The organism is Marilutibacter maris, from assembly GCF_006546735.2.
GTDB lineage: Bacteria > Pseudomonadota > Gammaproteobacteria > Xanthomonadales > Xanthomonadaceae > Marilutibacter > Marilutibacter maris.
On the sequence record NZ_VICD02000295.1, the window covers coordinates 1 to 13,924 of the forward strand.

Here is a 13,924-nt window from a genome sequence, read left to right on the forward strand (position 1 = left end):
TTCGCGCTGGGCGGGCACTCGTTGCTGGTGGTGCGCTTGGTGGCGGAGATCCGTCGCCGGATGGAGGTGGAGCTGCCGCTGCGCGAGGTGTTCGACGCGCTTCGGCTGGACCGGCTGGCGGCGCGCATCGAGCAGCAGTCGGGGGCGGCGTTGCGTCCGACGATCAGCGCATTGCCGTGGACGGAGCGGGCACCGGCCTCGTTTGCCCAGCAGCGGCTGTGGTTCATCGATCAGATGGGCGGCAGTACCCAGTACCACCTGCCGCTGGCGATCCGCATACATGGCGCATTCGATCTGGCGGTCGCCGAGCGGGCGCTGTCCGCCCTGCTGAGCCGGCACGAACCACTGAGAACGGTCCTGGCCTCGTCGCGCCAGGGCCTGATGCAGGAGGTCCGCGCGGCTGACCGCTTCGTCCTGGAAAAGGTCGATCTCGGCGGTATCGATGCGACTGAGCGGCAGACGGCCTTGGACGAGTTCATCGCCAGGGACGCCGCCGCGCCGTTCGACCTCTCGCTCGACCTGATGCTGCGCGCCGCTTTCGTCAGATTGAGCGACGACGACGGCGTCCTGATCCTGAATATCCACCACGTCGCATCGGACGGCTGGTCGAGCGCCGTCCTGATGCAGGAGTTCGCCGCCCTTTACCGGATGCTGGTCGCGGGCGATGGAGATCGGCTGGAGGCGCTGCCGATACGCTATATCGACTACTCGCTGTGGCAGCGCGAGTGGATGGACGGAGAGGAGGCGGGCCGCCAGATCGCGTACTGGGAGCAGCGGCTGGCCGGATTGCCGCAGCTTCACTCGGTACCACTGGACTTCCCTCGGCCGCAGTTGCAGCAGTTCGAAGGCGCGACATGCAAGGTGCGGGTGGACGCCGGAACCCGCGATCGCCTACAGAGGCTGGCGGCGGCGCAGGATGCGACGTTGTTCATGCTGCTGCACGCCGCGTTCGCGCTGATGCTATCGCGCCACTCAGACAGCACCGATATCGTCGTCGGCATCCCGGCCGCTAATCGCCTGCGTCGTGAGGTCGAGGGCCTGGTGGGTCTGTTCGCCAACACCCTGGTGCTGCGGATCGACTGCGATGCCCGGCAGACTTTCGGAGCCTACCTCGCGGCGGTGCGTCAGGCGCACCTGGACGCGCAGGCCAATCAGGAGGTGCCGTTCGAGTGCCTGGTGGAGCGGCTTAGACCGCAGCGCCATCCCGGCCATGCGCCGCTGTTTCAGATCGCGCTCGGTATGGGTTCGAATGCGTCCGGGGGGCTTGAGCTTCCCGGCGTCGCCGCATCGACGCTGGAATCGCCACGGACCACAGCGCAGCATGAGCTGGCGCTGGAGATCGGGCAGGACCATGACGGTCTGTCGTTGGAGTTCTGCTACAGCAGCGGGCTATTCTCGTCGGCGACAGTGGAAAGGATGGCGCGACACTTGTGCGTTCTCCTGCGCAGCATCGGACAGTCGCCCGATGCCCGGTTGGCCTCGTTGCCGATGATGGATTCCGACGAGGTCGAGAATGCGCTGTCCAGGGCCAGGGGCGACGCCGCCGTGGCGGGCACCGACCCGGCTCACCGGCCGTTCGAGCGCCTGTCCTCGTCGCAGCCGGATGCAGTGGCACTGATCGATGGGGAGGGCGGGCTTTCATACGCCGAGCTCGAGACGCGTGCCAACCGCCTGGCTCACTACCTGCGCGCCCAGGGCGTTGTCGCCAGTGCGCGGGTGGGAGTCTGCATGTCGCCCGGCGCCGAACTGGTAATCGCGCTGCTCGCGGTGCTCAAGGCGGGTGCGGCATACGTGCCGATCGACCCCAACTACCCGCAGCAGCGGGTCTCGTTCGTACTGGAGGACGCGGATGTCTGTCTGGTGCTGGCACAGTGTCGACACGCGTCGGCGATCTCGGGTGAAACCGCCGTCGTTCTGCTCGACGATGCCGAGACACGCACCGGAATCGATGCACAGGCGGGCGCACGCCCCGCGCTCGACCATGGTCCCGAAAGCCTGGCGTACCTGATCTACACCTCCGGTTCGACCGGTGTTCCCAAGGGCGTAATGATCGCGCATGGCGCCTTGGACAACCTGCTGGAAGGCATGTGCCGTCGCCTGCCCATCGTGCAGGGACGGCCATGGTTGCTGTTGACCAGCATCTCCTTCGACATCGCGGTGTTCGAGTGGCTCGGCGCCCTGCGTAGTGGAGCGCCCTGCCTGATCGCCAGCGAGCGGCAACAGCAGGATCCGTTCCTGTTGCGCTCGTTGCTGGAGAGCGCGCCTCCGGCGGTGATGCAGACCACGCCCTCGCGCTGGCAGCAGTTGCTGGATACCGGCTGGCGGCCGCCAGCCGGGATGCTGGCGCTGTGTGGAGGCGAGGCCCTGTCCGGGGATCTCGAGCGGCGCTTTGCCGGGCTCGGAGCCCAACTCTGGAACTGCTATGGACCGACCGAGGCCTGTGTGTGGTCGATGCTGCGGCATGTCGATCATGTGGAGCCGGAGAGTCGCCGCCTGGCGCTGGGGGGGGCGTTGCCCGGGTACACCCACTACGTGCTGAGCCAGGAACTGGAGCTGCTTCCGGTCGGTTGCGTTGGCGAACTTCATATCGGCGGAGCCGGGCTTGCCCGCGGCTATCACGGCCGTCCGGACCTGGATGCCAGTCGCTTCGTCGCCAATCCGCATGTGGCCGGAGAGCGGTTGTACCGGACCGGCGATCTGGTGCGCGAACGCGATGACGGGCTCTTCGAGTTCATCGGTCGCACCGACCAGCAGGTGAAGTTGCGTGGATTCCGGATCGAACTGGGCGAGATCGAGCACCAGCTCGAACGGTTGCCTGGCGTCGAGAAGGCGGTGGTGCTGAAGCTCGAATCCGTGCCCGGGCAGGCACAGCTGGCGGCCTATCTCCAGTACGCCCCGGGCGATGACCCGGACGCCGCGCATGGAGCCGGGACGGTGCGGGCCGCTCTTGCCGAGCGCATGCCCGCTTACATGGTGCCGTCGGCGTTCGTCGTGGTCGAGTCGATGCCGCTGACTCCGAATGGAAAGGTCGACCGCAAGGCGCTGGCGGCGATGACGCCCGCCACGGCTGCCCCGACCGAGTCCGCGGCGCCTGCCCACGCATTGGAGCGGGAACTCTGCGCGATCTGGCAGGAGGTGCTGCAGCGCGACCGTGTTGGCGTCGACGAGAACTTCTTCGAGATTGGTGGAAGCTCCCTGCTGTTGGTTCGGCTGCGCAGCGAGATCGAGAGCCGGACCGGGCGCGAGGTGAAGCTGACGGATTTGTTCGAGTACCCGACCGTCGCCGCGCTCGCCGCGCATTGGAGACGCGACGAGGGGATCTCCGGCCAGGACGAGGAGGGCCCGCGAGCCGGGGCAGGGGCGGTCGATCAGCCGGTGGCCATCATCGGTGTCGCCGGGCGCTTCCCGGATGCGGCCGATGTCGACAGCTACTGGCGCAACATCTGCGCGGGTCTGGAGTCGTTGCGCGAGTTCTCGAATGAGGAGCTGATCGCTGCGGGGGCCGATCCGGCGGAGGTCGGCGACCCCGCCTATGTGCGCCGGGGCGTGCTGCTGGACGGGATCGACGAGTTCGATGCGGGCGTGTTCGGGATGACCCCGCGCGAGGCCGAGCTCATGGACCCACAGCAGCGACTTCTGTTCGAGTGTGCGCTGACGGCGTTGGAGCATGCCGGCTACGGCGATGTTTCCAGGCGGCAGCCGGTCGGCGTGTTTGTCGGAACGATGGACAGCGTCTACCTGCTGGAGCACGTACTGCCGGGAACATCCATGAGCGATCCGCTGGTGATGAATGCGCGCATCGCGAACTCGCGCGACTTCAGCGCGACGCGCCTGGCCTACAAACTGAATTTGTCCGGGCCGGCGATAAGCGTCGGTACCGCATGCTCGACCTCTCTCGTCGCGGTGCACCAGGCATGCAACAGCCTGCGCCTGGGCGAGTGCGACATGGCCCTGGCCGGCGGAGCAAATGTCACCACCCTGAAGCCCGAGGGCTATTTGTACATGGAGGGCGACATCCGTTCGATGGACGGTCGTTGCAGGGCGTTCGATCGCGAAGCGTCCGGAACCCGCGGGGGGGATGGCGCCGGTGTCGTGCTGCTCAAGCGCCTGCACGACGCGGTGCGCGACGGCGACCCGATCCACGCGGTCATCGCCGGGTCCGCGCTGAACAACGACGGCTCGGACAAGGTCGGCTACACCGCACCGTCCGTTGCCGGGCAGAGCTCGGTGATCCGGGCCGCCCTGCGCAACGCGGACGTTCCGGCCCATACCGTGCGCTATGTCGAGGCGCATGGAACCGGAACGCGTTTTGGCGACCCCATCGAGATCAGGGCGCTCGCACAGGCCTACGGCGACAGTCCGCGCGGGCATTGCGCGATAGGCTCGGTGAAACCGAATATCGGGCATCTCGACAGCGCCGCCGGCATCGCGGGCCTGCTGAAGGCCGTCATGGCGGTGAGTCGGGCGCAGTTGCCGCCGCACATCAACTTCGTCGAGCCCAATCCGGTGCTCGACCTGCAGAGCAGCCCGTTCTTCGTCAACACCGCGCTGCGGCCATGGCCCGATGACCCGCATCCGCGGCGAGCCGGTGTCAGTGCGTTCGGGATCGGCGGCACCAACGTCCATATGGTGATCGAACAGGCACCGGGCCGGGCAGGTGCAAGCGCGCAGCGGCAGGACCCGGCGCCGCAGTTGTTGCAGATCTCGGCGGCCGATCCGGCCGCGCTGGATGCTCAGCGCGGACGGCTGGCGGAATGGCTACGCGGCGATGATGGGGCCGATCTCGGTGCCATTGCCCGGACCCTGCGGGACGGTCGCGCCGATCGCGCTTGGCGCGATGTCGTGGTTGCTCTGAGCGTGGACGACGCCGCGAATCGCCTGGAATCGGCCACGGAGTCCGCGGGCGGGCGGCAGCCCTGTGGCACGCCGCCGCCGGTGTTGTTCGTGTTCAGTGGCCAGGGCAGCCAGTACGAGCGCATGGCGCAGGATCTATACCTGCATGAGCCGACCTTCCGGGCCGCGATGGACGAGTGTGCCGGAATCCTGCACCCGCTGATCGGTGAGGATCTGTGCGAGCTGTTGTACGGAAAGGCTGCGGCAGACGGTTCCACCCTGGCGGCGACGGCACTGACCCAGCCGGCCCTGTTCGCTGTCGAGTACGCGCTGACCCGTCTGCTCGCGGAGCATGGGATCGTTCCGGTTGCGGCCGCCGGCCACAGTCTCGGCGAGTTCGTCGCCGCGCATATCGCCGGCGTCTTCAGCCTCCGCGACGCGCTGAGTCTGGTCGTGGCGAGGGGGCGCCTGATGCAGGCGACCCCGCCCGGCCGGATGCTGTCGGTGGCGTTGGCGGCCGATGCGCTGGCGCCGTTGTGCCACGAGTTCGGGGTGGCCCTATCCTGCGTCAACGCGCCCGACCTGTGCGTGGTCGCCGGAAGCGTCGAAGCGATCGAAGCAATCGCCCACGACCTGCAGCTCAAGGACGTCGTTTGCAAGGAACTGAGCACGCAGCACGCCTTCCATTCGCCATTGATGGACGGGGTCCTGCAGGAGTTTGCCGCCGTTGTCGAGGGGGTCGCTCGCCACGAACCGGTACTCCCGCTCGTGTCCGGCATTCACGGCGGAACAGTGACGCCGGAGGAGGCGACCAGCGTCGAGTACTGGGTGCGCCATCTACGCGAACCCGTGCAGTTCGGCTCGGTGGCGCGCACGCTGCTTTCCGATGGCGGTGTTGCGGGGCCCGATGCGGTTGTGGTCGAGGTCGGGCCTGGCAGCGCCTTGTGCAGTCTGATGCGCAGGCAGCCGGACGCCAAGGGGCGTCTCATCGTCCCCTGCCTGCGTCCGGCTCCGCTCGCACAGGACGATCGTGTCGCGTTCCTGCAGTGCCTGGGGCGCCTGTGGACCCGGGGGGTGGCCCTGCACTGGCCCAACCGGGCCCCGGTCCCGCGGGTGGTCCTGCCGACCTATCCGTTTCAACGCAGGCGCTACTGGATCGAAGCCGGGAGCGGAGCCGCTCGCGCGCAAGCGTCGATGGCGGATGTGCTCTACACCCCGGCCTGGAAGCTTGCCGGACGGGCGCCGTCCGGTTCGTCCGATGCAGGCCGCTGGGTCCTGATCGGGGACGGTCCACTGGCGAGGGAGCTCCATACCGGTCTGGGCGCGCGTGGCATGGATGCGATCCTGGTGCCGACGATGCCGCCCGTCGATGGCGGAGCCGATCCCGGCGCCGTTTCCGGCGCATCGGGCTGGCAGCACGTGGTCAATGACTGGGTGCGCACCGATGTTCCCCCCGCGCGCATCGTGCATCTGGGCGCCCTGGATGCAGGGGGCACGAGCTTCGAGGCGCTGCAGGACCGCGGCACCTATGATGTGCTGGCGCTGGTGAAGGCCATCGCGCAGGTACCCGGACTCGCCGTCCGGATCGACGTGGTGACGCCGCCGACAGTGCCTGTGGACGGCAACGAGACGTTGTCGCCGGCCGCGGCTCCGATAGCGGGCCTGCTCCGGGTCGTCGCGCAGGAACATCCGGACATCCGCACGCGCCGCATCGATGCCGACGCACCCGATGTCGCGAGCCTGATCGCGGAGCTGTGCGGCGATGGCGAAGACGTGGAGGTGGCCATACGTGGCCGCCGGCGTTGGCTGCGGGTATTCGAGCCGCACTCGGCGGATCTGGTGCGGACAAGGGCCGAGCCGTTGCGTGCCGACGGCGTCTACGTGGTGACCGGAGGCCATGGACGCATGGGCAGGGCCATCGCAGCGAGCCTTTTGAAGCAACTGCCGGAGTGCCGGGTGGTACTGCTGTCGCGCGGTGGCGTGGCGCCAGGTGACGAGACCCGCTGCAGCAGCTTCAACGTCGATGTCGGAAACGCTGCGGAACTTGAGAGGGTCCTGGGCGAGGTCGTTGCCGCGCATGGCCGCATCGATGGGGTGATCCACTGCGCTGGACTGCTCCATGGCGCGGCCAGGGCGGTGATGGAACTGACTCCGGACGACTTCCGCGAACACTATCGCAGCAAGGTTGACGGCCTGACGGCGGTCAATCGGGCGATGGACAAGTACGGAATTCCCTTCTGCCAGGTCGCGTCGTCGCTTTCGGCGTTGCTCGGAGGACTCGGATTCGGCGCCTACTCCGCCGCGAACGCCTATGCCGACGCCTTCGTGCAGGCGCGTCATGCCGAGGGCGATGCGCGGTGGTTCTCGGTCAACTGGGATGCGTGGAACTTCGACGTCGACACGGAGGGGCACCAGGGACGCTTCGGCGTGAGTCCGGACCAGGGGGCGGCGACGGCGATGCACCTGCTGCGGGACCGTCGGACGCCACAGACGGTTCATTGCAGCGACGACCTGTTTGGCAGGTTGCGAAAATGGGTCGCGGCCAGCGAGCGGCGCCAGCCCACACAGAACGTCTACGCCCGCGCCGAACGGGTGACGGCGCTCAAGGCACCGCGCAACGACGTGGAACGACGGCTTCTGCGGAACTGGCAGGACCTGCTTGGTCTGGAGTCCATCAGTATTGATGACGACTTCTTCGACATCGGTGGGGATTCGCTGCTCGCGTCGCGCGCCGTCAACTTCGCGCGGGTGACGTTCTCGCTGGGGGGCGATGGCCTGTCGCTTGGCGACTTCTTCACCGGTCCACGCATATCGGCGCTGTCGGAGAAGATCGCCGAGGCGACGATGCGAGTCCGAACGGAAGAAAGGAAACAACGCCTGCTGGGCGACAGCACGGCCGTCGAGGAGGGAGTGCTGTGAGTGAGTCGATCGTCGGCCTGCTGCGGGAGGTCGAGGCGAACAAGGTGGTGTTGCACGTCGAGAACGGCAAGCTGGCCTTCATCGCCGCGGAGGGGGGCTTTCCGGAGAACCTGAAGAAGCGGGTGGTCGCCGCCAAGCAGGCTCTGATCGAGTACCTGCTGGAGGAACAGGCGAGCGACATCGCTGACCGTGTCGACGCCTTGTCTGTGCCCGGGATCGTCGCCAGCGCCGGATCGAGCGGTATTCCGCTGTCCTTCGGACAGGCCCGCCTATGGACGATAGACAAGCTCGATGGGGGCAGTTCCCAATACAACCTGTCGACGGTGCTCCGGGTCGAGGGCGACCTGGACATGCGGACGCTGGAGTCGGCGCTGGCCGGCCTGATCCGGCGCCATGACGTGTTGCGCACGCGCTTCGTCGACAACGACGGCTGGCCGAGCCAGGAAATCCTGGATCGGGTGGCCGTGCCGCTGCGGACCGTCGATCTACGCCACTTGCCGGAGGGCGAGAGGGATGCCGAGGCCAGACGCCTGATGCAGGTGGAAGCATCGACGCCGTTTGATCTCGGGCAGGGAACCCTGTTGCGGACCCTCGTTGTCGTCGTCGGAGACGGCAGCTACCGGGTGCTTTTCGCGCATCATCACATCGTTTCCGATGGTTGGTCGATCGCGGTGCTGCTGCGCGAGTTCAGCGAGTTGTACACCGCAACTTACGAGAATCGCGCGCATCGTTTGCCACCACTGTCGATCCGCTACGCGGACTACGCGGTGTGGCAACGAGAGCAGCTTCACTGCGAAGACTTCCAGCGACAGCTTGATTACTGGGACAATCAGCTTCGCGGAATTCCCGCACTGCATGCGCTCCCGCTCGATCGCCCAAGGCCTGCCGATCGCTCCTTCGAGGGCGCCTGCCACCGACAGATCCTGGCGCCGGAGCTGTGCGGGGCGCTGCGCGGGCACGCGCAGACGCAGGGTGCGACCCTGTTCATGGTATTGCAGACGGCGTTTGCGCTGTTGCTGGCGCGGCTTTCCCAAGAACGCGACATCGTCGTTGGAACGCCGGTGGCGGGTCGGATTCTTCCCGAGCTCGAACCGCTGATGGGGTTCTTCGTCAACAGCCTGGTCCTGAGAACCCGGCTGGTGGGGAATCCGTCCTGGCGAGAGCTGCTGGCCGCGCAGAGAAAGGTGGTGGTTGACGCGTTCGAGCACCAGCACGTCCCCTTCGACATGCTGATCGAGCGACTCAACCCCGAGCGCGGACTTGGGCACGATCCCGTGTTCCAGATCGTTTTCGGGTTCAACAACAACGCGCAGGAGTCGCTGTCGCTGCCCGGATTGCGGGTCGACCTCCAGGCGGCCGATGTCGAGCTGGCCAAGACCGACATCGAAGTCACGGTCATGGAGCACGCCGACGGTCTCTCCATCGACTGGAACTATCGCGTCGACCTGTTCGACGAGGCCACCATCGCGGCATTTTGCCGCGCTTACGCGGTGCTGCTGGAAGGTGTGGTCGCCGACGCCGATCGACCGGTTTTCGATATCCCGCTGATGTCGCAGTCCGATATCGACATCGAGCTCGGGTACAGCCGGGGCCCGGGCTGCCTGGTGGAGCGACAGGGGATCGGCGAGGTGTTCTCCTCGGTCGCGGACGAGCGCTCAGATGCGGACGCGATGATCTGCGGAGAGCGTCGCATGAGCTACGCCGCGCTCGACTCGCGTTCCGATCGCATGGCCCGTTATCTGCGTGCGATGGGAGTCCGCGACGGTGCCCGCATCGGTATCAGTCTGCCCCGGTCGATGGAACAGCTGATCGCGGTCATGGGTGTTCTGAAGGCCGGGGCCGCCTATGTGCCGATTGAGTTGGACTTGCCGCGGGGGCGGGTGGCAGCGATCGTCGCCGATGCCGGCATAGAGTGGATGCTGGTGGTGAATGACCATGTCGTCAGCCATTCGCTGAGCGGGGTTGACCTCCTGCTGATGGACGGCGCGTCCAGCGACGCGGGCTGGATGGCGGAGTTCGAGGACGGGGAGCCGTTGCCGACGGTGCCAGGCAGCGCGCTGGCCTACGTTCTGTATACCTCCGGTTCGAGCGGAACGCCCAAGGGCGTGATGATCAGCCACGCCGCGGCGCTGAACTATCTCCGATTCGCGGCGCGCCGCTATCTGGACGATGACATCGTCGGAGGCGTCGTTAGCAGCCCCCTCGGTTTCGATGCGACCATGACGACGTTGCTGGCGCCGTTGATGGCTGGCAAGCCCATTCGCTTGTTGCCGGATGGGGAGGACGCGCTGCCCGAGCTCGCGAAATGCCTGTTCACTGGCGGCGAGGGCTGGCTGTTCAAGATCACGCCGGCCCATCTGGAAGCCTTGTCCTATCTGGCGGGCTCCCCGTGTCAGGCGCCTCATCGGGTGGTGGTGGGCGGAGAGCAGTTGCTGTCGGCGACGCTGCGGCAGTGGAAGGGAACATTGCTGCCCCGGGGCCGGTTCGTGAACGAGTATGGGCCAACCGAGGCGACGGTCGGGTGCAGCATCTGCGAGATCGCCAGCGAGGAGGACCTGGGCGCGGCCTCGGTACGAGCCGCGGTGGCGATAGGCCACCCCATCGACGGTGCCGAACTCTACGTGATCGGCGAGGGCGGAGCGCTGCAACCGCCTGGGGCGATCGGCGAACTGCATATCGGCGGTGCCGGCCTGGCCGCGGGCTATTGCAATCTGCCGACGCTTTCGACCGAGCGGTTCGTGTCCAATCCGGTTGCGCCCGGCCGGGTCTATCGCAGTGGCGATCTGGTCCGTCGTCTGCCCGACGGCCAACTGGAGTTCGTCTGCCGCAAGGACGAGCAGGTCAAGCTGCGTGGATTCCGCATCGAGCTGGGGGAGATCGAGCACGTCCTGCGATCGGTGGACGGTGTCCATGATGCCGTGGTCGCGGCGCGCCAGCGCGGCACCCGCAAGGAGCAGCATCTGGTCGCATATGTCGTCGTGACCGAGATGCAGGCCAACGTCGTCGACCGCTGTTGGTCGGCGCTATCGCAGCATCTGCCCGACTACATGCGTCCGTCCGCCTTGATGGTGATGGATTCCCTGCCGTTGACGTCCAACGGCAAGGTCGACCGCAAGGCATTGCCGGAGCCGCCCGCTGGCGAGGGTCGTGGACGCTCGGCTCCAGGTACCGAAACCGAGCGTTTGTTGTGCGAGGTGTGGGGAAGGGTGTTGCAGCGCGAGGACGTCGGCGTAGACGACAATTTCTTCGCGCTGGGCGGCGATTCGATCCTTGCGATCCAGATGGTCGCCAGTGCGGGCCGTGCCGGCTTGACCGTCACCACGCGTCAGCTCTTTGCCAATCAGACGATCGCGCAGCTGGCTGCCCAGGTGGCTCTCGACGAACCGTCTCCGATGGCCGCTCAGGACGTCGATGGAGAGACGGCCTTGTTGCCTGTCCAGCGCCGTTTTCTCGCCGACGCGTCCGGGCTTCGCGATCACTACAACCAGGCGTTCATGCTGACGCCTCCGGAGGGGTTCGACGAAAGCGCATTGCGCGCCATGATCGAGGTCCTCCTGCGGCGGCATGACGCGCTCAGACTGCGCTTCCGGAGCGAGAACGGCGGTTGGATCGCCAGCCATGCCGCGTTGACCGATGCCGATGTCGTTGCCGCCTGTTCGTTCGAAGAGATAGTCGACGGCGTCGATGTGGAGGCGAAGGTCGCCTCCATCTGCGAAACCTATCAGTCGACACTGGATATCGGCCGTGGGCCGCTGATCAGGGCCGTGCTCTTTGGCGGAGCCGTTCGTCGCCTGCTCATCGTGATCCACCATCTGGTCGTTGATGCGGTCTCCTGGCAAGTGCTCCTCGGCGACGTCGAGCAGGCATGGAAGCAGTACGTCGAGGGCCGCAGCCTCCGGGTCTCCCCCAAGACAACGTCGTTCCAGCAATGGGCGCAGGCATTGCTGGAGATGTCCACCTCCGAGCATGTCGCCGCCCAGCGCGGGTACTGGCAGGCCCAGGCCGAGCGGAACATCCAATGCCATACCCAGGCTCTGGTGCGGGACACCCGGTACCGCACCATCGTCCTCGATGAGGAGCGGACCTCCGCGCTACTGACCGTTTGCCAGACCCCCTATCGCACCCGGGTGGACGAGTTCCTGGTCGCCGCGGTGTTCGCGGCCGTGCGCAGGTGGCTTGGAGTGGAGGCGCTGACGGTCGACATGGAACATCACGGCCGCGATATCGACGCCATTGGGATGGATGTGTCGGAAACGATCGGTTGGTTCACGACCATCTTCCCTTTGCGGCTCGAGTGTCCCGCCACGGATCCGGAGACGCTCATCTGTGCGGTCAAGGAGGCGGTCCGTGCGGTTCCGGACAAGGGGGTCGGGTTCGGGTTGTTGCGAGACATCGTCGGCGATCCGTCGCTATCGCAGAAGCCGTCCCTGCTGCTGTTCAATTACCTGGGCAGGGCCGACGCCGCGGACCGACAGGATGCCGCCTTCTCCCTCGCCAACGATGCGCCGGGGGCGACGGTCGATGGTAACCGTCTGCGCAGCCACCGCCTGATCATGAACGGTGCGGTTAGAAACGGACGCCTGACCCTGTCGTTGGAGTATGCCGAGAGCGAGTACGCCGGCGCTGTGGTCGATGAGCTGGCCGGGCTCGTGTCCAGGGAGCTGGCCGGCCTGATCGACCATTGCGCCGGCCGGCAGCAGGGCCGCTACACGCCCAGCGACTTCCCGTTGGCGAATGTCGATAGCCGGATGCTCGACGCCTGGCAGGCGCGTCACGACCTGGTCCGCCTGTACAGCGCGACGGCGATGCAGCAGGGCATGTGGTTCCATAGCCTGATCGACCGCAGCGCCTATGTCACTCAGCTGTACCTTGATATCCAGGGCGATCTGGACGTGTCCAGGCTCAGGGCTGCTTGGCAGGCGGTCGTCGATCGCTACGATATTTTCAGGACGCTGTTCGTCGGCGAGGGGGCGCAGCAGCATCAATTGGTCCTGCGCGCCGCAGGATTGCCGTGGCAGGAAGTCGACTGGCGCGGCCTCGATGCGACCGCGCAGGAGGTGAAGTTCGAAACGCTGCGTGGCGGCGAACGCGAGCGTGGCTTCGATCCCGAGCTGGCGCCGCTGATGCGGGTGGTCCTGTGCCGTACCGGTGAGCAGCATTGGAGAATGCTGTGGTCGCATCATCACAGCCTGCTCGATGGCTGGAGTTCGGCCATGGTCCATCGCGAAGTGCTCCGGAACTACTTTGGCATGGAGCGTTCGGATCTGGCGCAGGGGGCAGCTGAGCCCTACGAGACCTATGTGAGTTGGTTGCAGCGCCGGGACCGGACGGCCGCACTCGACTATTGGAGGATGTTGCTGGCACCGGTCCTGCATTCGACGGCCTTGCCCGGCGATTGCGTTTCCGATAGCCATGTCCGGCATGGAAACCTGGTGCGATCGCTCGGTAGTCAGGCCAGCAGGGCCTTGCATGACGCGGCCCGGGCCCACAACACCACGGTCAATACACTTGTGCAGTTCGCCTGGGCCCTGCTTCTGTCCAGGCTGGCCAACGAGTCGTCAGCGGTTTTCGGCGCGGTTGTCTCCGGCAGGCCCACGGAGATCGCGGGTGTCGAGCGGATGGTCGGTCTGTTCATCAATACCATTCCCGTGGTCGTCGACTTCCAGGGAGATGAGGAGATCGCCGGTGCGGTCGCGGCGTTGCATCGCCAGTTCAGCGAGAGCGCCGAACATGGGTGGCTGCCGCTCGCTGAAATCACACGCAGGAGCGGCATCGCCGCGGGAACCTCGTTGTTCGAGAGCATCCTGGTGTTCGAGAACTATCCGCTCGAGGAATTTTCGCCGGATGCGTCGCTCCGGATCGAGAATGTCGTCAGCGATGTTCAGGATACCTATCCGCTCGCGCTGGGCGTGTTCGATGGTGACGAGATTGAATTCTCATGCAATTACTTTGCCGATCGGTTCACTCCGGCGGCAATCCGTCGTCTGCTTCAGCGTCTATGCCGGATCCTGGTCCAGTTGCCGACGTGTCGCCGGGTTTCTGAGCTGAGTCTTGTCGAAGCGGAGGAACTGACCCAGCTGCGCGACAGCCGCAATGCGACCGAGGTGGCGTACGACGCGCGCCCGGTGCAGCAACAGATCGCGGAGCAGGCGCAGCGCACGCCGGCGTCGCC

Annotated in this window: 2 protein-coding genes; both read left to right on the forward strand. The window is 66.4% G+C overall.

The features are described 5' to 3' along the window. Window positions 1-6 precede the first annotated feature (6 nt). A complete protein-coding gene (locus tag FKV24_RS16590) occupies window positions 7-7,752 on the forward strand; it encodes a non-ribosomal peptide synthetase/type I polyketide synthase (RefSeq protein WP_283016217.1) in 7,746 nt (2,581 codons plus the stop codon). After that, window positions 7,749-13,924: non-ribosomal peptide synthetase (locus FKV24_RS16595; protein WP_141483171.1), on the forward strand; the 6,176-nt coding region annotated here is incomplete at its 3' end. The genes FKV24_RS16590 and FKV24_RS16595, both read left to right, overlap by 4 nt.